Origin of the sequence: Nostoc sp. (genome assembly GCF_036918245.1) — a bacterium.
In the GTDB taxonomy this organism is placed as follows: Bacteria; Cyanobacteriota; Cyanobacteriia; order Cyanobacteriales; family Nostocaceae; genus Nostoc.
This window is the reverse complement of record NZ_JBALEF010000004.1, coordinates 1-24,719: the sequence shown is the minus strand read 5'-3', so window position 1 is coordinate 24,719 and position 24,719 is coordinate 1. Positions and strand designations below refer to the sequence as shown.

22 protein-coding genes, 1 other RNA gene and 2 pseudogenes are annotated in these 24,719 nt (G+C 41.4%); 7 read left to right on the top strand and 18 right to left on the bottom strand.

The genetic code is table 11. The annotated features are described in order from the left end of the window. Nucleotides 1-298: 298 nt before the first annotated feature. Nucleotides 299-1,219, bottom strand: coding sequence for an NADP-dependent oxidoreductase (locus V7L12_RS01405; protein WP_335081436.1), 921 nt, complete (start codon nt 1,217-1,219; stop codon nt 299-301). Between the two features lie 781 nt (nt 1,220-2,000). On the opposite strand from V7L12_RS01405, the gene V7L12_RS01400 reads away from it, so the two are divergent. Continuing rightward, entirely contained in the window at nt 2,001-3,269 is a 1,269-nt protein-coding gene (locus V7L12_RS01400; protein ID WP_335081434.1) for a tetratricopeptide repeat protein, read from the top strand. A 128-nt stretch (nt 3,270-3,397) separates the two neighbouring features. On the opposite strand, the gene V7L12_RS01395 is transcribed toward V7L12_RS01400, so the two are convergent. Then, nucleotides 3,398-4,231 carry a DUF4114 domain-containing protein gene (locus tag V7L12_RS01395; protein WP_335081432.1) on the bottom strand — a complete coding sequence of 278 codons (834 nt, stop codon included), beginning with the start codon at nt 4,229-4,231 and terminating at the stop codon, nt 3,398-3,400. A 706-nt stretch (nt 4,232-4,937) separates the two neighbouring features. Between V7L12_RS01395 and argS the strand changes: the two genes are divergently transcribed. From argS to V7L12_RS01380, 3 genes are all read left to right on the top strand, one after another. Continuing rightward, nucleotides 4,938-6,740, top strand: coding sequence for an arginine--tRNA ligase (argS, locus tag V7L12_RS01390; RefSeq protein ID WP_335081430.1), 1,803 nt, complete (start codon nt 4,938-4,940; stop codon nt 6,738-6,740). Between the two features lie 133 nt (nt 6,741-6,873). After that, nucleotides 6,874-7,437 (top strand): Uma2 family endonuclease, encoded by a 564-nt coding sequence (locus tag V7L12_RS01385; protein ID WP_335081428.1) that lies wholly within the window; start codon nt 6,874-6,876, stop codon nt 7,435-7,437. An 8-nt stretch (nt 7,438-7,445) separates the two neighbouring features. Continuing rightward, complete coding sequence (locus V7L12_RS01380; protein WP_335081426.1) at nt 7,446-7,952, top strand: cobalamin biosynthesis protein; 507 nt, start codon at nt 7,446-7,448, stop codon at nt 7,950-7,952. Between the two features lie 5 nt (nt 7,953-7,957). On the opposite strand, the gene V7L12_RS01375 is transcribed toward V7L12_RS01380, so the two are convergent. The 10 genes and pseudogenes from V7L12_RS01375 to V7L12_RS01330 form a co-directional block, all read right to left on the bottom strand. Then, on the bottom strand, nt 7,958-8,311 hold the full coding sequence (locus V7L12_RS01375) for a phage holin family protein (RefSeq protein WP_104907020.1): 354 nt from the start codon (nt 8,309-8,311) through the stop codon (nt 7,958-7,960). A gap of 417 nt (nt 8,312-8,728) precedes the next feature. Further along, the gene (locus tag V7L12_RS01370) at nt 8,729-9,724 is read right to left on the bottom strand and encodes a peptidoglycan-binding domain-containing protein (protein ID WP_335081424.1); all 996 of its coding nucleotides are present in this window, start codon (nt 9,722-9,724) and stop codon (nt 8,729-8,731) included. Nucleotides 9,725-9,834: 110 nt separating this feature from the next. Then, a complete protein-coding gene (locus V7L12_RS01365; protein WP_335081440.1) occupies nt 9,835-11,106 on the bottom strand; it encodes a M16 family metallopeptidase in 1,272 nt (423 codons plus the stop codon). A gap of 115 nt (nt 11,107-11,221) precedes the next feature. Beyond that, nucleotides 11,222-12,487, bottom strand: coding sequence for a M16 family metallopeptidase (locus V7L12_RS01360; protein WP_335081422.1), 1,266 nt, complete (start codon nt 12,485-12,487; stop codon nt 11,222-11,224). A gap of 164 nt (nt 12,488-12,651) precedes the next feature. Then, nucleotides 12,652-12,804, bottom strand: a complete 153-nt coding sequence (locus tag V7L12_RS01355; RefSeq protein ID WP_335081420.1) for a hypothetical protein — start codon at nt 12,802-12,804, stop codon at nt 12,652-12,654. Next, nucleotides 12,788-12,967 (bottom strand): hypothetical protein, encoded by a 180-nt coding sequence (locus tag V7L12_RS01350; protein ID WP_335081418.1) that lies wholly within the window; start codon nt 12,965-12,967, stop codon nt 12,788-12,790. The genes V7L12_RS01355 and V7L12_RS01350 overlap by 17 nt, the downstream gene beginning before the upstream one ends. A 31-nt stretch (nt 12,968-12,998) precedes the next feature. Then, a pseudogene (locus V7L12_RS01345) lies at nt 12,999-13,367 on the bottom strand (hypothetical protein); the annotation flags it as partial. A 137-nt stretch (nt 13,368-13,504) separates the two neighbouring features. Continuing rightward, nucleotides 13,505-13,688: non-coding RNA, 6S RNA (gene ssrS / locus V7L12_RS01340), on the bottom strand. A 60-nt stretch (nt 13,689-13,748) separates the two neighbouring features. Continuing rightward, nucleotides 13,749-14,912: a 5-(carboxyamino)imidazole ribonucleotide synthase gene (locus V7L12_RS01335; protein WP_335081438.1), complete on the bottom strand. Its 1,164-nt coding sequence runs from the start codon at nt 14,910-14,912 to the stop codon at nt 13,749-13,751. Continuing rightward, complete coding sequence (locus V7L12_RS01330) at nt 14,909-15,433, bottom strand: pentapeptide repeat-containing protein (protein ID WP_335081416.1); 525 nt, start codon at nt 15,431-15,433, stop codon at nt 14,909-14,911. The genes V7L12_RS01335 and V7L12_RS01330 overlap by 4 nt, the downstream gene beginning before the upstream one ends. Nucleotides 15,434-16,169: 736 nt before the next feature. Between V7L12_RS01330 and V7L12_RS01325 the strand changes: the two genes are divergently transcribed. Further along, complete coding sequence (locus tag V7L12_RS01325) at nt 16,170-16,493, top strand: hypothetical protein (protein ID WP_334824349.1); 324 nt, start codon at nt 16,170-16,172, stop codon at nt 16,491-16,493. Between the two features lie 128 nt (nt 16,494-16,621). On the opposite strand, the gene V7L12_RS01320 is transcribed toward V7L12_RS01325, so the two are convergent. Beyond that, nucleotides 16,622-17,107, bottom strand: a complete 486-nt coding sequence (locus V7L12_RS01320) for a beta-lactamase hydrolase domain-containing protein (protein ID WP_322738983.1) — start codon at nt 17,105-17,107, stop codon at nt 16,622-16,624. A gap of 429 nt (nt 17,108-17,536) precedes the next feature. Here V7L12_RS01320 and V7L12_RS01315 point away from each other — a divergent pair, with 429 nt between their 5' ends. Continuing rightward, nucleotides 17,537-18,034: a GNAT family N-acetyltransferase gene (locus tag V7L12_RS01315; protein ID WP_335081413.1), complete on the top strand. Its 498-nt coding sequence runs from the start codon at nt 17,537-17,539 to the stop codon at nt 18,032-18,034. 119 nt (nt 18,035-18,153) lie between these two features. After that, nucleotides 18,154-18,762, top strand: coding sequence for a TetR/AcrR family transcriptional regulator (locus V7L12_RS01310; protein ID WP_334824355.1), 609 nt, complete (start codon nt 18,154-18,156; stop codon nt 18,760-18,762). A 153-nt stretch (nt 18,763-18,915) separates the two neighbouring features. Here the strand turns inward: V7L12_RS01310 and V7L12_RS01305 are convergent. The 5 genes and pseudogenes from V7L12_RS01305 to V7L12_RS01285 form a co-directional block, all read right to left on the bottom strand. Beyond that, nucleotides 18,916-19,017, bottom strand: a pseudogene (locus V7L12_RS01305) (DUF4277 domain-containing protein); the annotation flags it as partial. Between the two features lie 14 nt (nt 19,018-19,031). After that, nucleotides 19,032-20,288 carry a hypothetical protein gene (locus V7L12_RS01300; RefSeq protein ID WP_335081411.1) on the bottom strand — a complete coding sequence of 419 codons (1,257 nt, stop codon included), beginning with the start codon at nt 20,286-20,288 and terminating at the stop codon, nt 19,032-19,034. 29 nt (nt 20,289-20,317) lie between these two features. Next, nucleotides 20,318-21,535 (bottom strand): diaminopimelate decarboxylase family protein, encoded by a 1,218-nt coding sequence (locus V7L12_RS01295; protein ID WP_335081409.1) that lies wholly within the window; start codon nt 21,533-21,535, stop codon nt 20,318-20,320. A gap of 25 nt (nt 21,536-21,560) precedes the next feature. Further along, nucleotides 21,561-23,333, bottom strand: coding sequence for an asparagine synthetase B family protein (locus V7L12_RS01290; RefSeq protein ID WP_335081407.1), 1,773 nt, complete (start codon nt 23,331-23,333; stop codon nt 21,561-21,563). 5 nt (nt 23,334-23,338) lie between these two features. After that, entirely contained in the window at nt 23,339-23,959 is a 621-nt protein-coding gene (locus V7L12_RS01285; RefSeq protein ID WP_335081404.1) for a DUF3859 domain-containing protein, read from the bottom strand. Nucleotides 23,960-24,719 lie beyond the last annotated feature (760 nt).

Here is a 24,719-nt window from a genome sequence, read left to right as displayed (position 1 = left end):
GTGGATGTTTGAGTGGTTTATCCGAAACACTACCTTTGATTTTCTATCTCTCCAGATGTACGGAGTTTTTTCAGAAATCAAATACTAATCCTATATTTGTAAAATTGCATAATCTTCACCTAATTGCTCACATAACCAGTCTAAAAACTGTTGAAAATGCGCAAGCTCCACCCAACGACTAAGCGCACCCGCCGCCGGAAGCACAGTGAGGAACGAGCAAAGCTATAGGCAGTCGGGTATAGCGCTTTGTTAGGCTGCGGTTGGGTGAGTTGCCGTTGCCGCGCCTGGTGTTTCAAAATTATGTCCCAATTTGCAAAACAATTTTGCCACGTGTACGCCCACTTTCGGAAAGTTGGAATGCCTTTTTCACTTCTACGAGCGGCAAAACGGTTGCGACGTGCGCTTTCAATCTGCCTTCGTCAACCAATGCGCTGATGGCAGCTAATTGGTCCACGTTTGGCTTGCAGTGGACCCGCACGGCCTTGACGCCAAATTCCTGCGCTTTTTCTTCGGACGGAAACGCTACTGACGTTACCAGGAAGCCACCTTTTTTCAACGTTTTGAACGCTTTCTCAAACGTGTCGCCGCCGACCGCATCAAAGACGACATCAACGTCTTTAACAACTGCTTCAAAGTTTTGCTTTGTGTAATCAACGAATTCATCCGCGCCTAAATTTCTGACGAAATCTTCATTGCGTCCCGAAGCCGTACCGATAACGTATGCGCCTTTTGATTTGGCAAGTTGAACAGCCAGCGAACCGACTCCGCCTGACGCACCGGCTATCAAAATTCGTTGACCGCTGCTGAGCTGGGCTAAATCAAAAAGCGCCTGCCATGCGGTCAACGCGCCAAGTGGAATCGCCGCCGTGTTCTCGAAATCGAGACTTCGGGGTTTAGCCGCAATATCCCCCATTTTGGCAATCGCGTATTCGGCGAAACCTCCAGAGCGTATGATGCCGTAAACCGCATCACCTTCTTTGAAACCGCTGACATCATCGCCGATTCTTTCGATTGTTCCGGCAATCTCGCCGCCGAGCACGATGGGTAGTTTCAAACCGAGCCTTTCGCCCAAACCGTTGCGGATTTTCCAGTCAACCGGATTAACCCCTGCGACGTGAACTTTCACCAAAACTTCGTCTGCCTTCGGCTTTGGGCGTTCGACATCGGCATAATTTAGAACGTCATCATTGCCGTACGCTTTGATTACTATTGCTTTCATTTTCCTCACTCCTGTTTAATTCAATAGGTATGGCAGAATTGGCTCATCATTCATAACAATCTGCGGCAAGTCGCCAAGCCGCGCGCCGCAGTCCAACCCTCCAGCCGTCAGAGGTGGGCTGGTAATTTCTCTCCTCTTGCCATGCCTCTCGTCTACCGAGCCGCCCAACTATTATTTAGACTGACTGTTTCCGTCTAATTGTCCAGATCAGGGTATTAGACCGAAATTTGTCGTCCTAATATCCCGATACAGCGATTTAGGCTGTACTTAAAGTTGATGATAATAACTCATTCTAGTATGTTTAATTGGCAGTAATTTCAGCGGCGTTGTTCTACCCAACAGTAACTCAAGTAACTCTTAACGAATAGGCGGCCTTTCTCGGATAATCTGCCTTTGCCTGCAATCGTTTAGGCTACTTTCCCAGCACTCTAAATATTAACAAATAAGATATTTTCTGGTTTTACTTCACAGGATAGCATCAAGAGTTGCTTTGTATTGCTTGAGCTTTCGAGCAGTGGAACAGTGGGGATGTTTGCCATCAACCGTCAGTGGTGGTCGCTTCTTTTTGGGACTTCTGGGATGCTTGCGAAACGATTTCAGATGTACTTTAGTGGCTAGATAGTTGGAGAATATCCACCATTTAAATTGGTATTAGAGTAGTGTGTTGGTTTTATTTCACAAAAAGTATGAAATCTACTTAAAATATGAAGATGAGTGCATAGATTAGGCTATGAAACAAGCCTGCTGGAATTCAATTAACTGAATCAACCAAACAAATGCTATGAATGACGAATTCTACAATAGGGGATTGGAAAAGGCTAGGCGAAAAGACTACGTAGGAGCAATTGAGGAATTTAACCATGCTTTACAACTGATACCTTACTTTAGCGAAGCTTATTTGCAACGGGGTTTAGCACATTATGACTCAGGAGCAATCCTGAAAGCTGTTTCAGATTATACCGAAGCCCTGAAGCTGAATCCTGAGAGTGTAGAGGCATATTATTGTCGGGGATTGGCTAGGGTAGCGCTGAAAAATTTATCGGGGGCGCTAGACGATGTTGAACGCGCGATTCGTCTCAATCTCAATTATGCTGCTGCTTATAATCTGCGGGGAATGGTGCGGCGCAAACAGGGTTATATTCAAGATGCGATCGCTAACTTTAAAAAGGCTGCTGGGTTATATCTAGAGCAACAGGACAAAGAGAATTGTCGTCTTTGTCTAGAACGAATTAAACAGCTACAACCTAAAGAATTACCTGTTCTTGAGGAATCGCGTTCCAGCAATGCACCAATTTTATCCACCAATGATTATTTTACGCAATTATTAGAAAAGGCTGAAAAGGGAAATACCCAAGAAGCACTCGCCGATTTAAACTGGGTATTAAAAGCCGATCCGCAAGATGCCCAAGCTTACTGCTGTCGTGGGGTTGTGCGTTGTAAAATGGGAAATTATCGAGAAGCGATCGCAGATTTTAATCAAGCATTACGACTAAATTTTCAAGATGCGATTGTCTATCGCAACCGAGGTAAAGCACGTTCTGTCTTGGGAGATCATCAAGGTGCGATCGCTGATCTTAACCAAGCACTCCAGATGCAACCCGAAGATGTCTTAGTTTATATTGCCAGAGGTAATGTCTATCGGGCAACGGGCAATTATCTCGGTGCAATTCAAGATTACACCCAAGCATTGCAAATCAATTCTGATGATGCTCAAGCTTATTACAATCGCGGCATTGCCTATACTTGCTTAGAAGAAATACAAAACGCCGTGGAAGATTATCAACGGGCGGCGAGTATCTTTTGCGAACAAGAAGACTGGGAAAATTATCAACAAGTATTAAGTAGCCTAGAAAAAATCCAGAAATTTAGTCCAGAGTCAAAAAAGCAAAAATATCACCTGCTACGTCAGCGACTTTTACGAATGGTTGGGGGATACTGGGAAATTGCCGAACGATTGATTCAGCAAAACCAAGATTACCATCCTGGGATGTCAGACGAGTGGTATTTGCAAAAAGTTATTGATGATTTAGAACGCGATCGCAATAGATAAAATATAAAATATAAATGCCACTACAAACGTAAATTCACCCGTACATTTATACGGGTGAAAATGCGATCAATAACTTGCTATTTTCCAATGGAACTAAACGCACCCTATATTAAGCAACGTTTCCAAGTTTAGTTAGAAGTGCGACTTTGACGGCGACGGCGCAATCCAAACATACTAACTGCTCCCACCGCAAACATTGATAGAGTAACAGATGGTTCAGGAACGGTAGCACCAATTAGCTCTTTAACATTTGCCTCGCCGATATCAAGAACGACGACAACATCATTAAAGTCGCGATCAGAACCTTCGTTCCACTTACTAGTTGCAGAATCTACCCCTGAAGCGTGTAAATCTCCGTATAAATCCTCAAATGCCAGGAGGATGTAATTGTTGTAAGCATAAGCAACTGCGTGCTGTAGCCCGTCAGCGTTAGAGGCAGTGTCAGTACCAAAGATATTGGCAGAGTTGCCACGGCTTAAACCATCGGCTCTCAACCAGAAGTCGAGTTGAGTACCTGCTGTAATATTACCAACTTTGACCCCATCACCTAGTTTTAGTGCGTTACCGCCCCAGCCACCAACACATCCAGTCCCTTCACAAGAAATATCATTAAAAAGCAGTCCAGACTTCTTAGTAGTTCCTGTGGCTTCAAAGGCTAACTGGTTTCTATAACCTGCACCCTCATTAATAAAGTAAACAGAAACATCGTGGTCATATTTTAGGTTTAATTTATTGGGGTCTAATTTAAATTGTCCGCTGTTTGGAAGAGCAGCGCTTTCTGCTTGGACGAATTGTTGAAAAGGAGCGTCATTAAAACCAGTTTTAGACTTACTATATACAGTTGGTTGAGTCCAAGAGCTATTCCAATTAAAACCAGCAGCAGATGCAGTTTCTACTTTGGAAACTAATCCGGTCAAGGTGGCTGTAGCGGCAATCAAAGCTGTGAATAAATTAGGTTTCATGTTATGAGCCATTAAATAGGAAAAAGAATTTAGATAATGCTTATTGAGCAGCTATCTGTCTTCGCTTGTCTTTTACTTCTAACAGCTATTTTTCTGCAACGTCAATCTGTTTTTTTACTTTTATTAGGATATTTAAATAGCTCTTTCTTTAAAGTAATATTACTGAAAAAAGGCTATTTTTCATTGGATATTAACCTGTTATTAGTACCTAGTAATTAAACTTGTATCTGATGATAGTTTGATGAAGGATTTATATTTTTTATAAAAATAAGATGTGCAATTTCTATAGTGAAATGCTAAAAGCTTAATTTATAGGAATTTTCATTGAAATGAGGTAGATAAGTAATAGTACGCCGTCATCCGTATCAACTGAGCCAAGGCTTAGTTAATACGCTGCTATACAAACAGAGTTTATCTCCGTACTTACATTGGAAAACGTAGTAATCTATCAAATCAAAGAAACCTGGGGAAATAAGTTTAGTCTTTGTTTTAAGTACTCAAGTGCTTACTATGTACTACGCTTTCGTTGGCTTGATTAACTAGTAGTCTGTCAAAATCTAGAAGTTATGCCGAGGATGGGAGACAATTTAAGGGGGTTGTACCTTAAAATGACAGTCTTTGCTTAGACTTGATGAATATCTTTTAAGGTTAAAATAATCAAGCTTTTCCAGAGCTACATTCCCCCTTTCACAGATAAAATCTATATATGAAGGCTACACAAGAAAAACTAAAAGCTCAGGTAGAGCAGGCTTTAATCGCAGCTTTTGGCGCTGACTTGGCTGGAGTAGATCCAATTTTGGTTCCTGCTAGCAATCCTAAATTTGGCGATTATCAGGTGAATGTGGCTTTATCCCTGAGTAAAAAGTTAGGAAAGCAACCAAGAGCGATCGCAGGTGCGATCGTTGAGAAACTAGATGTATCCGAAATCTGCGAACCGCCGGAAATCGCTGGGCCAGGATTTATCAATCTCAAACTGAAAACAGCATACTTAGAAGCACAACTAAACGCAATTCAAGCTGATCCTAGACTGGGAGTTCCAGCCGCGAAAACGCCAAGAAAAGAAATTGTGGATTTTTCCAGTCCCAATATTGCCAAAGAAATGCACGTCGGACACTTGCGTTCTACAATTATTGGTGATTCCATCGCCCGGATTTTAGAATTTCAAGGACACGATGTCGTGCGGTTAAATCATGTGGGTGATTGGGGTACACAGTTTGGGATGTTAATTACTCATCTTCGTGAATTTGATTCTGAAAATAATTCCTTTTGGAATAGTCTATATTATGAGGCGAACGATCAACCGGGTTTCATTAACTCTCCCTCTATAAATATAGGAGACTTGGTTCAGTTTTACAGAGAAGCTAAGAAAAAATTTGATGAAGATGCTGATTTTCGAGAAAGATCACGTAAAGCAGTAGTAGAACTACAATCTAATGAGTTACCAGCAAAACACGCTTGGTTTTTTCTTTGTGAAGCTTCTCGAAAAGAATTTAAAGTAATTTATGACTTACTGAATATCAAGTTAACTGAACGAGGCGAATCTTTCTACAACCGCTTCCTACCAAAAGTTGTGGAAGATTTAGAAAAATCTGGGTTACTGGTAGAAAATCAAGGGGCAAAATGCGTTTTTCTGGAAGGCTTTACAAATAGAGAAGGTGAACCTCTACCTTTAATTGTGCAGAAATCAGATGGCGGGTATAACTATGCCACAACTGATTTAGCAGCACTACGCTACCGGATTGAGAAGGATGAAGCAAAGCGGATAATTTATGTAACAGATGCTGGACAAGCAAATCACTTTGTCCAGTTTTTCCAAGTAGCACGTAAAGCCGGATGGATACCCGATGATGTGGAATTAGTGCATGTGCCCTTTGGGTTAGTGTTAGGAGAAGACGGGAAGAAATTCAAAACTCGTTCTGGGGATACTGTGCGGTTACGGGATTTATTAGATGAAGCTGTTTCTCGTGCCCATGCTGACCTCAAAACTAGATTACAAAAAGAAGAACGCCAAGAAACTGAAGAATTTATTAATGAAGTTGCTAGAGTAGTTGGAATCAGCGCAGTTAAGTATGCAGACTTAAGCCAAAATCGCACCAGTAACTACATCTTCAGCTACGACAAAATGCTGGATCTTAAAGGTAATACTGCGCCCTATATGCTGTATGTTTATGCGCGGATTCATGGGATTAGCCGCAAGGGTGATATTAACTTTAAAGAGTTGGGAAATAATGCCGTTTTGTTGCAGCATGAAACAGAATTAGTGTTGGCAAAATATTTACTTCAACTAGATGAAGTTATTAGTAGTGTAGAGCAAGACTTGCTGCCCAATCGTTTATGTGAGTATTTGTTTGAACTGAGTCAGAAGTTTAACCAATTCTACGATCGCTGTTCCATACTACAAGCGGAGGAACCGCAGCGCACATCCCGTTTAGTTTTATGTGATTTGACTGCTAGAACTCTGAAGTTGGGATTATCTTTGTTGGGAATTCAGGTATTGGAGAGGATGTAATATTTTTTTTAACGCAAAGTTACGCTGAGGTAGCGCAAAGGTACGCAGAGTAAGAGTTAAGTTAAAGCTGATTTTTTCTTTGTGTCCTTTGCGGGTTGTTAAGAAAATTTGCTGGATTTGGAGGCGATCGCTTATGGTACGGACACCATCAAAAAACATAACTTTGTCAGAATTTCTAATGCTATCAGAAACAAAGCCTGCTAGTGAATACATCGATGGTCAAATTATTCAAAAACCAATGGCACAGGGAGAACATAGCACTATTCAAGGTGAACTGATTATTTTTATTAATGCTATCTTGAAACCCCAAAAAGTTGCACGAGCATATCCAGAACTGCGGTGTACTTTTGCTGGCAGATCAATTGTCCCGGATGTAGCAGTATTTACCTGGGGGAGAATACCTCGCAAAGAAAATGGCAGGGTAGCAAATTTATTTTCAGCAGCCCCCGATTGGACTATTGAGATTCTATCACCTGACCAAAGACAAACGAAAGTTACAAAAAATATTTTACATTGCCTGAATTATCAAACACAAATGGGTTGGCTGATCGATCCAGAAGAACAAACAGTATTTGTGTACATCCGCAATCAACAGCCACTCATGTTGGATGAACTAGAAGCTTTACTCCCTGTGCCAGATTTTGCAAGTGAGTTGAGGCTGACGGTAGGAGATTTATTTGGTTGGCTGTTGGAGTAAACCCAATCATGTCAAACTCTGACGAACTGAATCAGGAAATACAGCAAATACAACAGGTTTTATGGGTAGGAATCGGTTGTAAACGGGGAACATCATGGCAGCTGATTGATTGGGCAATTGAGAAAGTCTTTCAAGAAAATCAACTTTTTCCAAGTGCGATCGCAGGTATTGCTACCATTGACACTAAAGCCTCGGAAGTTGGCTTAATCAAACTTTGTCGCCTCCGCAATTTGCCTCTAAAAACCTTTTCTGCGAAAATCCTTAGCTCTGTCTGTGTCCCCAACCCTGCCACAATTACCGACGATAAAGTAGGTACACCTAGCGTAGCAGAAGCAGCTGCTATGCTTGCAGCCTCTCAACTCACATCGTTGACTGTTTTTCCGTTTACAAAGATAGAGGAATTGCGGGTGAAGTTCTTAGTTCCTAAACAAATTTTCCAAATACAAGGGCAACCAGGAGCAGTAACTCTTGCTGTTGCCCAAGCTTTAAATATTAGTATTACAAAAGTTCCCTAATTTTTCTAGTCAACAACTCTCAAAAAATAGTTAATTATGCTAGAAACAATTGCTAGCACAATTGAACCTAACAAAGCAGGTAAAAAGCCCTGAATCTCAAAACCAGAGCCAGGAGTTAGGACACTTGCCAGCCAAAGGGCTAAGGCGTTAATCACCAATGTAAATAAACCAAAGGTGAGTAAGGTAATTGGAAACGTCAAAATCTGCAAAATTGGTCTAATAAATGCATTAACCAGACCAATAACAAGGGCAGCAATTAAGGCAGTCAGAAAATTCTTGATAAAGAATCCCGGAACGATATTAGCAGTAAGAAATAACGCCACCGCAGTACCGAGCCAAGTTAATAAAAAGTGTTGCATAAGTTTTTTTAGAGGATTTAGCAGTCAGTTTAATTAATTTCACTATTGCCAGTTGTGATCTGTAACACGATTAGGTATTGTTGTGCTTGACTCCTAAAGTTGCCATCATCTTTCGTCAAGCTAAAATCAATGTAATTTTTCAGTGCTGCTAAGAGAAATACTTCTAATCGGTATATCTTTATCGTATTGCAGGATGTACCGCATTAAATTCATAAAAAACAGTGTGGAGTGCAAAAACCTAACAAAGGTTTCTCTAAGTTGAGAAACCTCAGTCATTAGGGATTTCCAAGAAATAAAGTATTTAATTTTGTTCGGTTGACAGCATTCGACTGAGCGCTCACGCCGAAATGTTGTCTGCACCTCTGGTTACGGACGGGTGAGACGCTACATTACCAAGCTTGAAGATTAGGGATACGGTTAACGCCGCAAAAGAACCTCCCAAGTAGAGCCACCAACTACGCCGTCAGCTTCTAAACCATAGCGCTTTTGTGCAGCTTTCACCGCTGCTTCGGTTGTCTCCCCAAAGTCTCCATCGGCATCACCTTTCAAGAAACCAAGCTTTTTCAGTTGTTGTTGCAACTTAACAACTTCAGAACCACGTAATCCTATACGCAAAATTGGCAATCCTTCTGAGGTGTATTGAATACCAGGAGTTCGTTTTGTAGTTGTGTTTGACTGAGTTTGAGTAGTCGATGTAGTACGCTTCGGCGTTTTCTTTGTACTAGAAGTTGTAGTTTTTCTGGGAGTAGCAGGTCTTGGTTCAGGGTTGCCCGTAACTTGGGTTACAGCTTTTTTTGGGGTAGTAGGTTTTGGTTCTGCTCTAGTTGGAACTTGGGTTACAGCTTGTCTGGGAGGGTTGGGGTTGGAATTTGCAACGTTGGTGAGGTTACTAGCTTGAGTTGGAACAGGAAAATTCGTAGCTGAGTTAAATCTTGGCTGGGATGAAGGGACGGTTGATGCTGCTACAGGTTGATTAGGAAAAAGTCGTTGCCAAGTGCTGGCATCAACAACGCCATCTGGATTCAAGCCAGCTGCTTGTTTAAACCGGGAAACAGCACTAGCTGTATTTTCACTATAAATGCCATCTACTGCACCAGAATAAAAACCCAAAAGTTTCAGAGCTGCCTGAAGTTCAGATACGCGTTCGCCTTGGCTGCCAACTTTGAGGCTAGGGCGGTTGATGCTATTTCCAGGATTTACTTGGGCAATTTTTTGTGGGGCTGCTATTGATACTAGAGTCGTTGAGGTAATAAGCAGAGGCGTAGCCAAGAACAAGAGTATTTTAATGGCTGATAAAGATTTAGACCTCTTGAGCCACCAATCCTTTTGCCGTTTTTCCATTCTACAGCGATTTACAGTTGGGTCTAGTAATTTTAAGTAACTCAAAATACTTGCTGTCAGGCTGGTTTGCATGGAATTCACTCCCAGAATATTCTCATGCTAATGGTACAGCCGCTTGGTCGAAAAAACAGCTGCTGGATTTTACGATATCTCCAACGGGCGTAGCTGCGGCACATTCTCAGTTACGCGATCGCTCGATTAATTGCTTCTTCTTGACCAACTAAAGACAAGTAAGGCTCTTTTAAATATTTACAAGCTGAAGCGATCGCATCCTTGGCACTCACCGCCGCAATCAATTCTTGGAACTTGGTGTCAAAATCAATTCCTAAGCCCAAAATTTCATACCAACCGTATATCTGAGCAATTTGCCCGTTCGTTTGTTTACCCAAGGCGTATTGCCCCAGGATCTTGTTTTTAGCAGCTTGGAGTGCGCTTTCGGATACTTCGGTGGTACATAACAAATCTACTTCTGTACGCAGTCCTTCTAGGGCAATGCTGGTATTTTCTGGTGCCGTACCCATATAAACTACAAAGGAGGCTGGAAATAGCCTTGTGGAGTAAAAAGCGGATACTTCATAAGCTAAACCGCGCTTTTCCCGCAATTCGACAAATAAGCGACTAGAAAGCCCATTTCCCAAGTAGGTACATAGCAATTTTAATCGGGCGTAGTCAACTGAACTCACCGATGTTCCCAAATACCCAAGCATCACGATTGATTGTTGTGTCTGTACGGGCTTCAGCCTTACCTGCGGTTCTACCTTAATCTCAGGTAAATTTAGTATTGGCAGTGCTTGGGCTGGCGCTTGCCAATCAGCAAAAACTTCTTCCACCAACGCTGCTGCATCTGTGGGTACAACTCTACCCGCAATACTAATTACTACATTATCTGGACGGAAATAAGTCTGGTGATACTCCACTAAATCCGCACGAGTTAAGCGGCTCATAGTGGTTTCATCTCCCAGCACTGACATGGAGTAGGGATGATTTTGGTACATTACCTGCCGCATTTGTTCAAAGGCGACATTGAACGGTTGCTCTTTTTGAGAACGAATATCTTGGAGTGCTAAACGCCGTTCTAGTTCCACTTGAGTTTCGGGAAAAGTAGGCGATCGCAAAATCCGCCCTGCCAATGCTAAAATTTCCCCAAAATCAGATGTTACCGTTTTGAAAGATAGCAAAAAATAATCAGTGCCAGTATCCGCACTCAAACTCGCTCCTACAGACTCGACAATTTCAGCAATTTCCAAACTAGAAAGACCATCGCATCCCTTTGTCATCACTGCTGAGAGCAAATGTGCCAACCCTGCTTGCTCCCGGTTTTCGTTACAACTACCAGCACGCACAAAAATTCGCGCTGCAATAATGTCCGCAGCCGGATTTTCTGCCACCAGCACGACAAGGCCATTGTTCAATACAGTGCGATGGATGGGCGATTTTTGCAGCAAGGTTGTCATTTGTCCTTTGTCATTTGTCATTTGTCCTTTATCCTTTGTCAAAAACTAATGCCCCATGCCCCATGCCCCATGCCCCATGCCCCATGCCCCATGCCCAATGCCCCATGCCCAATAACTAACACGGTTTAAGTACAGTAACCGCGTAATTCTCCGGCGATAGATACTGTTTAGCTAATTTTTGCAATTCTTGGGCATCAAAAGACTGAATCTGCTGGGGATATGTCACAGCTAATTCAGCTTGGGCAATCGTATTGTAATATCCATAAAGCCCTGTAAGTTGATTTGGCGTTTCGGTAGAAAACGTATACTCGTTACATAGCAACCTGCGTGTACGAGCAAGTTCTTGTTCGCTAATTCCTTTAGTCTGCAAATCACCCAAATGAGCGCAAATTAAAGACTCAACTTCCTCCAGATTTTCTGGTTCTAACCAAGCAGTAATTGTAAATAAACTCGATTCCCGTTGTAGAGAAAAACTACTGCAAATTCCCTGTACCAATTGCAAATCTTCTCGTAAATCACGCACTAAACGCGAAGTCCGCCCTTCTGCCAATAACACTGACAAAAAATCTAAACCATAGCCAGTACGGATATCTTCTACTCCGGGTACCAGCCACGCCATCAACAATCGCGCTTGCTCTATGCGTGGTAAATACAACTCTTGACGATGAATTCCTGTTATCACTGGCTTTGTCACTTTCTCAAACTGCGGACAATTCGAGCGTTCGGCAAAATCAGCAAATGAATGATTTACCATTTCCCAAGCTGGTTGCTGGGCTATACCTCCGGCAATTACCACCGTCATGTTTTCTGGCTGATAGTGGGCATGGTGAAAACAGCGCATTGCTTCTGGTGACTGCTGCATCAGTTCTTGCTCAGTACCCAACACCGAACGCCCGTAAGGGTGATGCGGATAGATGCTTTGAATTAGAGCTTGAAATCCTATCCAGTCGGGATCGTCATAACATGAGCGAATTTCCTCTAACACTACATCCCGTTCGCGGCTAAATTCATCTTCTGGAATTGCCGCATTGAGTAGTAGTTCTCCCAAGTAGGGCAGAGTCTCTTTTAAATAAGGGGCAGCTGTGGTGAGTGAATAATGAGCATAATCATAGCTTGTCGCTGCATTACTCACACCACCCCGGTTTTCAACTTTGGAATCGAACATTCCAGGAGGTAGCGTCGCCGTACCTTTAAAAATCATGTGTTCTAAAAAGTGCGCCATGCCAAACCACGGTTTTGGCTCTAGGCTGGCTCCAGCACGCACCCAAACATCCGCCACAACTACAGGAGTAGTGGGAATTTCTTGATGAATAAAAGTTAAACCACTCTCTAGTCGGAAGACCGAGGCTGGAAATACGGTATTAGTTAGTTGTTTTAACAATTTTTTGTAGTTTTAACCACAATTTAACGCAATTGTGTCATTTTAACTCTGAACGATACCTCATTTAGAATCAAGTTATACAGATTTTGTAGAATTGTGCTATTGCTGTTCTCTGCACTACCGAGAAATTGGAATTATGCACTGAGAGGAAAATCGCAAATTACTTAAAACACTGGAATCTCAATGACAAATTCTGTTCCTTCGCCAAGCACAGAATTGCAACTCAACCGCCCATTATGGGTTTCTTCGACAATCTGACGAGCGATGCCTGCGGCAAGCCGCTTTGCGTCTACGCTAATCTTAATCCTTGACTTCAATTGCTAGATGTTTTTCGTTAGCTTTGAGGCGATACTTCAAAATCAACAGGGTACTCTCAATCCCTTCATGGAGATTACAAGCAACTTTTTCGGTTGTATCGGCTCTGCAGAAGGTGCAAAGACTGATGCTAATATCTTTGATTCTTTCTGAAGCCACCTTCATCAAGTGTACTAGCTTTGGTAAGTCTTCAGTCAGTATCGCACAGAGCGATCGCTACTTGTAAAAACTCAATGAGAGCTTGTGGTGTTTCCCCTATTCTCCTATTCTCTCCTCTATCTTGCCACTGCTTTAGAGAAATTCCCCCAAAGTCTTCCATCACTAACACATAGCCATTCTGATAGGGTTCTAGACTATAGGTTTGGATGATTCCAGATAGATTTAAATTTTTGGCAATGGTGAATCGGTTGCGAAACTGTACCAATTCGCTGAAGCTGGGATAAGCGGTTTTCATCAGCTTAATCACTACAGATTTTTGGTCAGTTTCTCGATTAGCACGATACACTAAGGTTCGAGAACCGTTGTAGAGTTCTTTGCTAACGTGATATCCGGGAATGCTGACCATACGGCTTAATTCTTGAGACGTCAGTATTTAGGTTTCCCTAAATCATGGCAGTCTTTACTGTCAGTTCGCTTATTTTAAACTGATTGAAATAATTAAAGCCCCCAAACTCTAACTGAACTTTGGGAGCTAATAATTTTAAGTTCACCGCGACGCCGTTTTACCTAAGTTTATGACCTGGGTTTATCCAGGTGGGAACCTAAATTCCTCGTTTAAAGTTTCCGGGTACATGCCCGGTATACTGCCACGAGAACAGTTGACTCCCTTGTCATTAAAGGCATAGATCAAAAAACTTGATGGCAGTCACCAACGTCGTAGTGCAACTCACTCATTATAGCTTTTCAAAAGATGTTGTGTGTTCAATATCGAAACTTTCCGATCTATTTACCTGGGATACCAGATAGATTCTATGGTGTGGGCAATGATGTTGGCGTATGCACTTCCCAACTCTCGATTCTGATTATCCAGCAAAACAGTGACATGTCCCAACTTTCGCCCAGGACGTGATTCTGCCTTCCCATACCAGTGAACGTGCGCTTGGGGAATTTCTGCTATTTGTTGACGCTGGCTTTGGTAGTCGCTGTGAGAACTTTCATACCCCAGTAGGTTAACCATTACAGCGCCAGCGCACTGCAAAGCCGGATTCCCTAAAGGTAAACCACAAACGGCTCTGAGGTGCTGCTCAAACTGAGAAGTTTCGCAAGCGTCAAGAGAAAAATGCCCAGAATTATGGGTACGGGGCGCAATTTCATTTACCAAAACTTTGCCATCAGCACCCAGAAATAGCTCAATTCCAAAAATCCCCACTACTTCTAGGCTATTTAATAGAGTATGTGCGATCGCTTGGATTTCTGCTACTTGATTAGGCGTAATCTCGGCTGGCGCAATCACCTGCCGACATACTTGTTCTTCTTGTTGGGTTTCTACCACTGGGTAAGTAACAATTTCTCCCTCCACAGAACGAGCTGCAATTATTGCTAATTCTCTTTCAAAGGGGACAAATTCTTCTAACAAGAATAGTGATTGATTTAAAGGTTTTGTTGTAGTTTCATTAGTTAGCTTTTTTTCTAAAGTAGCAAAATCCTGAATTATGAAAGTACCTTGACCGTCATAACCATGACGGCGGGATTTGAGGACTACTGGAAAACCTAGATATTCTATTGATTTGAGATTTTCCACCTCATCAAAGGCAAAAAATTGAGGAACTGGTAATCCCAAGTCGTGTAAATAGCAACGCTGATGATATTTATCTAAAAGAGGAGCTAATGCTTCTAATTTGGGACGAAAACAAACGCCTTGCTGTGCTAAACCAGATAAAGCATTCAGGTTAACAAATTCGTTTTCAAAGGTAATAACATCGCATTTTTGAGCTAATATTTCCGTAGCACTTGCATCATCAACTGGCGCGAAAACAGTTTCTTTGGCTATTGACACGGCCGGGTCGTGTTCGCTAGGAGTTTGTACTACTAATTCTACTCCTAGCTTCTGTGCTGCATCCGCCATCATCCAAGCAAGTTGTCCGCCACCAATTACACCAACACGCTTCATTGACATTCTAGAGAATCACGAGTTTGCACGCCTGTTTTGGAATTCACACCACTGGCTTTTTCGCACAGTTCTTTGATTTGCGCTCTATCCAAAATTGCATCTGTAAAATCTGCACCGTCTATATTTACATCATTAAATATGGCGCGGAGCAAAAGAGCTTCTTTGAAAACTACATCGCTCAAATCTGCCTTAGTCAAGTTTACCTGATCGACCATTGCATTCGTTAAATCCGCTCCGTGGAGATTTGCTTTTGTCATCACCGAAGCGCTCATGACTGCTCCTCGTAAGTCAGCGTTTGTAAAGTTAGCTAATTCCATATTGGCGTTAGAAAACTCCGCAGCTTGCAAACTCTGTCCAGAAAAATCACGTCTTGATAACTCTGCATTGCTAAATGACAGTGGATGAGTCCAGTCTACTGCCACTGCTGGATCGGCCACACACCAGATAATAATTCCGAGAAGGAATGCTAATGCTTGCCGCCAAAATATATCGAGAGCCAATTTGGTGTATAATCGCCGCATTTAATTACCGCACTTGAATATTAGCAAGACTGGATCGTAATCATTGAGACTTGCAGCCTTGCTACTGGACTTGGAGAACGTGTATTTCCGTTGCTTAATATTTTGTAACGCAAAAAGAGCATAAGCCTCTTACTTTAGCAAAATTATCCCTGCTACTTGAGGTAGAGAGTGGGAATCTGCGATCGCACTAAAATTAGATATTCAGAACAATATTTATTAAATACAATGCCGATCGCAATGACTGAGTATAAATTACCTGCCAGATCAAGCAAGCTTTAGCAAAACACAGACGGGGAGCATAACTTATCGCTCTTGATGAAGATAAAACTTAAAATTCCTAACTCTCAAGGAATAATTTAGCTGAATAAAGCAATGTTTACTATGGGCTATGCCTATGCTTGTTAACTTATTTACAATTCTTCATTTGGAGATTTGAATTTCAAGATATCAAGAGTTTTGTTGAGCAGTAATACTCACTGACTGATTTACAATTCTTGACTTTCCATTTTTCAAGTAAAGTTTATTGTCTTTTGAATTCAACAGACCCGATCAACTGTTAGTCTTTTAATTAATGAAAGCAAGGTTTGAGCGTAATTATATGCGTCTCAATTGCTTAACAAAGCTTAAAGATCGATCATTAGCGTTAATTTTATAGCGATTAGTTAGTTCTTCAGGAATCTCCAAGAGTTTACATTCACCAAGCACACAATTTCTACAAACCGAACTCCCAAAGCCGATGATGAATCATTACTCACTTCAATGGATTGAGGCATGGTGCCAAGAAAATGGCTGGACAGATTTATTTGTTGAGCGACGTAACAACTTCTGGGCTTTCCCTCCGGGTGGGGTAATGCCGGAGCCAATTCCAGTTCATGTTCTCAGATTGATTAAAGCCGAAAAAGGACTGACTTTTGAAGAACGATTGTGGTCAATGTCCGCAGTAACTGGCACAATCCTAGCTGTTCTTTTTACCTTTTGGTTTCAGTCGCCAATGCCATTAGTTTTAGCTTTCGCTTTTAATGCTGTTACGGTGGCTCAATTTGAACTTGAAGATGCCTAAATTATTATTTTGGGCTTTGCTATTCAAAACTGCTCTTGTCTACTTTCAGCAAGAGCAGTTTTTAATTTAATGATTTGTGTAGCAGCCGTCTAGTCTATTAGGACATAACAATTAGAAATAATTAACATTTAAGAGCAGCTAGCAGGTAAAGCTATTTTTGCATGTTTGTTAACGTAGTCTACAAATAATTGCTTCAATCGGGGACTAACACCAGCGTGTTCAAAGAATCCAAAGCCGAGATTTCTTGCTTTTGCTAAGGTTTCCTCTGGTGTTAATCCTTCCTGGATAGCGATACTCAACAGCGCAATTCCAGTCGATCGCATCCCGGCGGCACAATGCACAACCGCTGGTTTTGGGATTTGTTCAAGTGTCGTGAGGATTTTGGTAATCACTTCTTCATTCAAATTTTTGAGATCCACTTTGAGTGGAACATTTTGATAATACAGCCCCAATGCTTCCGCTACTTTTTGCTCATCTTTGGAAAATCCTAGTTCATCAGGCGATCGCAGATTGAGAACAGACTTAAAACCTTCTTGAATAGCTTGCTCAAGCTGTTTTGGTATGACTTGTCCTGTTGTTGTCAAGTTTTCGTTAATTTGTATGGCGTTGATCACATTCACTCCTTCTAACTTTCTAATGTTTTCCAGCTTGCTAAATACTCTAAGGGAACAAGCTTTGAGAAGATATTCAAAATAAACACAACAAAAGTAGCCAAATATCACAACATATCGCTTGATTACTTCAAAATTTGTCTTTTGAAGTTGGTTATTTTATTGCTTTATCCATAATATACGGTTTATCGATAGTATTAGTGGTGATTATAGTTTATTATACTTTTAGCCGATATAATTACCGTAGCTTATATTTCAGGAGTTATACTATTGGGCAAGTTGGGAGAGCAATTGGATCAAGATTTTCGTGAACAAGGGTATAAATAGAACAATTCTTCTTTTTAAACTAGGCAAATGACCCAGAACTAAAGTTTTCATTCATACTTCTTTCCTCCTGCCTTCTCTTGTAATCTGAATGCCAGCCCTGAACCTATGAGCGCTAACGAAATATCTCTTCGACCTGCCCAAGAAACAGATGCGTGGGTGCTGAGTGCAATTCATATTGCTGCTATCAAAGCTCTGCCTGCAACTTTCTACACCCGAAAAGAACTTTTAGCTTGGCGTAATTACCGCAACAAACCTGATGGTTCAAATATCTTGAAGAGTATGAAAGCGGAATCTTTCTGGGTTGCGATCAAGGGAGATGTTGTTATAGGTTTTGCTAGTTTCATCCTTGATGAACTCATCGGGCTGTATGTCCATCCTAAATATCAAGGTAAAGGGATTGGCCGTGCTTTAGTTCAACATTTTTGCGATGAAGCAACTGAGCAAGGTATAGATAAGGTAATTACAACCGCTAGCCTTTATGCTGAAGGGTTTTATTTACGACTGGGATTTACTGCCATCCAAAAAGCACCTCATTATTTAAGAAGTGGGATAGTTGTTCCAGTTACTAAAATGAGTAAAAAATTAGCTCCCGCACCGAAATAAATTTGAGAAGGTAAATATTTTCAATAACTTTAAAAATGTTGGCATCAAGACGATTTTCCTCAAATTACGACCACTTTTTCTACATAATCTATGATGAAAGTAAGTACTTGCCAGCATAAATGCATAAAACCATCCGTTCATCAACTCTCACCCGTGCACGTTTGATAGAAGCCGCCTTACAGGTATTTGCCAGTTTAGGTGTTCAAGGAGCAACTACCCGTGAAATAGCTCGTGTTGCTGGTGTGAATGAGGTGACTTTATTTCGCCACTTTGCTAGCAAAGAACAACTTCTGGGAGCAGTAATGAAAAATGCCTTGGCACTCCAGACAGAAGCCCTTGCACACCCCGAAGCGTGGACACAGGATCTAAAAATTGATTTAAAACAGTATGCCCATCTTTACAATACTATGCTAGAGATACAGGAGGACTTAATTCGTACCTTCATTGGAGAAGCCAAACGTCATCCAGAGGCAGCCAAACAAGTGATTCAAGAAGCTGCCAAGCCCTTAGCGGAAAAACTGGTAGCTTACCTGCAATCGAGTCAGAAACGAGGCGCTGTCAGAGCAGACCTCGATCCATTTCCGGCTGTCGATATGTTTACAGGAATGCTCTTAGCTGGAATGCTATGCCGCAGTGCAAAGTTCAATCAAGGCAGCTATAGCTGTGAGGACTATATCGAAACCTGTGTAGATATTTTTGTGCGCGGTATCAGTGCCACTCCCCTCTAATACCATTTCATTTTAAGGTTGATACAAATAGGCAGCAGGGGAGCAGGGGGAAAGAGTTAGAGCTAAATCATTTGTATCAAGTATTTCGTGAAATGGTATAAGTTGTCAATCTCGTTCACATTACTGTTGAGCTTTATATTCACTCAACATTTACAAAGGTTTGGATACAAATCCTAACCCGTTTAATATCATCGCTTTCACTACATGACCAGCACTTACTTTTTCTCCTTTTTCTTCGACTATTAATTCATTGATTCGAAATGAGAATACTAACCAAAACTTTGAACAACATACATATCATTTCCTGTATCGCCTACTAAAAGCAAGCTACTGTCATCACTTTCTAAAGTTTGGCTGCCAGCAATACCCTTTTGCAGAACTTTAATTATTTTTTGGGGAGTGAAAAATTCCAATTCCACAAATTTTCCAGATTCTAACCATGCTAATTCTTCAGTAAATAAATTTTGACGTATTTCTTCGGGTAATTGTTTAGCTGCTTGCGCCGACTCTGGAGAGGATTGAATGAACATTCCGCGCTTCGTAGCGATAATTTGACGTGGCGTTAGTCCAATATCAATAATCACGATCTCGCTATTGAGAAACCAATTAGCATTGGTTCTCAAATTATGAACTAAACCAATTCCTTGTGGATTGCAATCATGTATTGCATAGATTTTCAAATCGGGATTGCGTCGCAGCATTTGCATTGTGGTGTCAAAAATGCTTTGGGGATATCCAGTAATGCTGAGAATTGCACAGTTGTTTTCAAAGTGAAAATTATTAGCGATTAATAGTTGAGCAATACTAGCACTATCACAAACGACTAATCTATCAAAACTGTAAGCTGTTACGTCAGGATTAATCGTGGCTGGTGTATTTTCCTGCTTTGGTGAAGGAAGAATGTTGAGAATTGAACCATTGATTTGTTGCCAGCGATTTAGCCAATCTTTAATCTGAGATTCAGAAATTAAAAAGTCTTGTGTTAAGAATTCAATTCGCCCTATCTGTCGAGTTCCTAAATATATAGGCAGTATTCCTATAATTACAATAATGACAAAGAGGGTAAATGACTTTAAAGCAAGAATTCCTATGGAAAGGATAATTACTCCTATGATTTGTAAATTCCTTGCATTCTGTTTGCGACTTACAAGATTGAGTTTAGTTGATTTGCTACTTGCATAAAAGAAATTAATAAACGCAAGATTTACTATTAGCGGTATAAAAATTGTTATTGATGTGACAAAATTAATAAATAAAAAAGGAAGTAACCAGCCAAATCGTGAAATTGACTTTGAGCTTTTTCTGAAACGATTATCTAAAAAATAAAGTAGTTGCTTGGGTGTAAAAAACAAGGTATTATTTGCAGAAATATCAGTGATCACTTTTGCAAAAAAAGGATCAGTAATTTGAACATTACTCATGCTAGTCGGTTCAAAGGCAAAGATATGATTGCATTTTATACACCGACCTTGATTAGCTGTCCGGTCTTTTAGTTTATTGTCAGTTCCGCAGTTAATACACTTCATAATGGTTGCCCAATGTTATTTATTAATTGTTAGTTATCTAGCACTTGATTTGTTAATAAAACACTGTAGTCTTCCCGCCGACGAATCAAGCGATGTGTGTCATTTTCTAGCAATACTTCCGCAGGTTTGGGACGGTGTAAAAAGTGAGACGACATTGCATAACCATAAGCACCGACATCTAGAATGGCAACGATATCACCAATTTCTAGCGCCGGAAGTTGACAATTTTTTCCCAGATAATCTCGTGAATATGTGGTATTCCCACAAATATCAGTTGTGAATGGATTGTCTGCTTGTTTCCAAGTAATAATTTCTCGGTAGCCACCGTGTACTGAGGGTACTGAAAGATTAGCAACGCTGGTATCAACTCCAACAATCTGTTTTTCTCCTTGCCATTTCACCGAAACAACTTGAGCAAGCAAAGTTGCACATCCAGCGATCGCACTTCGTCCCGGTTCAATCACCAAATCAATTTCCCGCCCTAAACGAGTAATTCTTTCGGTTAACTCAGCCCCAAATATTTCCCAGTCAAAGGCTGTTTTGTTGTGGTGATACGGATAGCCAAAACCACCACCAAAATCTAAATATTCCCAATCAGGTAATTTTTGTGCAATAGCGATTACCGTATCAATCACCTGGGTAAAAGCGGCTGTGGCGTTAGTTCCCGTCCCTCGATAGAAGTGTAAACCACTCAGCTTTAATCCCACCTCACCAGTTAAAGCGATCGCATCACCAAATTCCTCTGGACGTACACCAATACGGCTATCTCCGGTAATTTCCGGCAAATTGAGGCGTAAACCCAGCCGAATCGATTTTTCTTTGTATTTGGGCAAAACTTTGCAGCACAATTGCAACTGAGTGAGGCTATCGAGATTGAGTGTTGTAACTCCCCAATTCAGGACTTGTAGCATCTCAGCGCAATTCAAATTACTGCCGCTATAAACAATCTCACTAGGATCGAAACCAGCTTGCAATCCTAAATAAATATCTCCTGGCGTATTGGCGTGAAGTCCCCATCCAAATGAACGAAAAATTTTTAACAGCGCAATGTTGCCATTAGTAACACTGGCAAAGCGAAATTGCGTGCGGGGATAACTGACTGCTTTGGTAATCCGCTCAATAGTTTCGCGCAAGCGATCGCCATTATAAACATAAAGCGGAGAACCGTAGTTATTCAGTAACTCCTGAGCAAGTTCCCTGGAGAATGGGGGATTAAGGCGATTTTGAGTTAAATTATTTGATACCATTTACCAAAAATACTGATACAGTAAATTACGAATTACGAATTATTTTGTAATTTTTCCATAGCCAACGATGTAACCAAAAGGGATGATCCCAAGACTGTTTACTTATTTCTTCATTTAAAACGTGCGATCGCCAAAGTTGCCACATAATTAGTAACCAGAGTGTTTCACCAATTCGACGGCCTTGAATAGCTGCTCCCAGTTTGCCTTCAACGATTTGGGCCGCGATGTGAGGATAAAAGTGATTGTGAGCGCGAAGTATTTCTGGATTGAGCCAAATGCCGAGTTGATGCCAAAAATCATTTAAACACCAAGAAGTTAAAGGAACCCCCATACCACGCTTTTGTCGCCAGACAATTTCGGGTGGAAGCCAATTTTCTACAGCCCGTTTGAGGATATATTTTTCACAAGCACCCTGCAAACAGAGTTCTCCAGATAGGCGGAATGTCCATTCAGCTAGAGGTAAATCACAAAAAGGCGATCGCACCCATAATCTATGAGCAAACCCCAATGCAGTCGCACGGGGATGGATATTCTGCGCTCCTTTGAGCATCAAACTAGCACGGCGGAGGCGATGCAGCAAAGATGGACACTCATCTTGATTAAGAGCTGTTAACAGCCAATCTTCAGGATGCAAATTTTGGATCTGTGCATAAACCTCTGGCTGATAAACTTGAGATTCGTATCCCCCAAGACGGTGAAAGGTGCGGAGATATTGCTGGATAAAAGTTTCTTGTCCAGCGGGATTTTCTGCCTGATAAACACCTGCGGCAATTAAAGGTTTGTTCGTCCAACCAGCAAATAATTGATCTCCACCTTCACCGTTAAAAATTACCTGAGTTTCCTGACTCGCCCTCTCAGATAGGAGATACAACGGAATACACACGCCATCTCCAAAGGGCAAATCTAATGCTTGCACAGTCGGAATTAGCGCATTCTCGATCGAACTTGGGTTTACTGCAACTTTAACAAGCGGAATTTTGAGAAACTGGGCGACTTGTTCAGAATATGGATATTCTGGAATGCCTGCGTTACCAAAATCTAAAGTGTAGGCGCGGACTTTCACCCCTGCTTGTACCAGCAGCGCCGCCACCACTGAAGAATCGAGTCCGCCAGAGAGAAACACCCCGACAGGCTCATCCTTTAAATCGGCAATCTGTCGCTCAATCGAGTCTTTAAGGAGAGTTTGCAATTCAGTAATTGCTGTAACTTCATCTGTTAACTGTTCTGGCGCTTCCCGCCATGAGTGGATTTTTTTAGATTCAGGCGTTTCCAGAATACCTGATTGGCAATCACTCTGCCAAACTAATTCAGTCCCCGCCGTCACTGCAAATACTCCATTAATAGGAGTTAAGGGTGTGGGAACGTAGGAAAAACAGCTATAGCCATATAACCCAGGAATACTAACTTCTGACTGTTGCAAAATCGGTAAGAGTAATTGCAGTTGGGATGCAAACCAGATTATTTGTCCTTGCACAGTCCAGTACAAAGGCGTCTTTCCGAAAGGTTCTCTTCCCAAAATTAGGCAGTTGTTTTCCTGGAGATTTACCCAAGCATCGGGTGAACTAAATAATCCTGATGCAAAGATGGCAGCAATTTGATTTTGTTGCGGTGGAGAATTGCCATCGAGTCCTATGTAAACAACATTCCAGATGGGAACAGGATTATTTTCCTGTGCAGAAAACTTTAAAGCCTTTCCTTTTCTAGGGGAGAGGTTTTCCACAACACTAGTTAACAGCGTTTCCAACTCCTGTTGAGCGCCGTAACCCCAATAGCCAAGAAAATGATGCGGGATACCCATCTGGACTATTTAACTTCAAAGGTTGCATCGCTAATCTGCCGACCTTCTAGGAACATCTGCACCTGCCAATTGCCAACAGTTGCAGCCCGGTTAATAGTGTAGCGACACTGGGTATCCCAGACAGACGTATTAATCTCGCGGGTTTGATAGTTGTTTTGCTTGACAATTTGACCACTTGGGTCAATCCAATTACAAGAGAGAGCCATTTTACCCAAAGGTGCATCCTTTAGGGTGACACGATACAACACTTCTGGATTGGTTTGGCGGGAAATTGTCTTTAAGTCGCCGCCATTATCTTGTATTAAGGTGATGCGGTCTTGTTGAGCAGAAACACGGGAAAGTGTAGAACTTTGCTGCTGCATGAAAAATATTGTAGATGCAATCACAACCACTACAATTGCCACCACTCCAGAGGTAATCCATCGATTCCGGCGTTGTTGTACCTCCAGTGCTTGGCGGCGATTTAACTGAATCAGCGCTTCATCTAGTAACTCTGGCGGTAAATTCAACTCCTGTAAAATTTCTCTAACCTGCTGTTGATCTAGTTCCGCTTCCCGACGCAATTGCAGACCTTCTACTTCTGTAACTATTTGTGATAATTGCTCTTGAGTCAGTCGCTGCGTCATAGCTTAACTCCTGTTAAAAAAACTTTATGGCGATTCTTGATTACGTGCAATCAGAAGGACTCTATATTAGATATCTGATATCTCACTTTTGTAGGTACATCATAAGCTACAAAAGAAAGTTGTTGCTTTTCGGATTCTTTAAGAGATACTTTTGTAAACACTTTATTTTCTCTTGTTTCCATGTCTCTGCATGAAAACTCCTAACTCAGCACTGATTATGACTCAAGAACAATAAACCACTATTGAAGGTATCTATGAAGTCTGTATCGGCATTCCAGAGCCAATTTCTGCAATTGAGTATTGGCAGCAATTTGGCGAAACGAGTTTCTCCTTTATTGCACCAGATGGCTATTTCTGGACTTTGCTAGAAGGTAATTAACTAAACATCTGACGAAAAAGAATGTAGATACCCAAAATTTTGCGTCTATTACTTGTTAGCTGTAACTACTAGAATTAACATGACGAAAAAGAAGACTTCTTGCAAAAGCCAAAAAACTGCCCGAAAATCAATTTCTGGGCCAATAGCTCAATTCGTTTGAAACTGGCTAATGACAGTAGTTTTAATCTGTTTCAACGGACTTTTGCTATTAACCAGAGACTTGAGTCTTTGGCGGTTCAAGTATTTTTGCAATAGTAGTTTTGCAATATATTTAATAAAAATTTCCAGTAAGGATTCAGGTGGCAGAGTATTGACAAGGGGGACACTTGAGGGGGAGTATCACAAATATGAACCAAAACCTGCCTCAAGATATAGACCGAG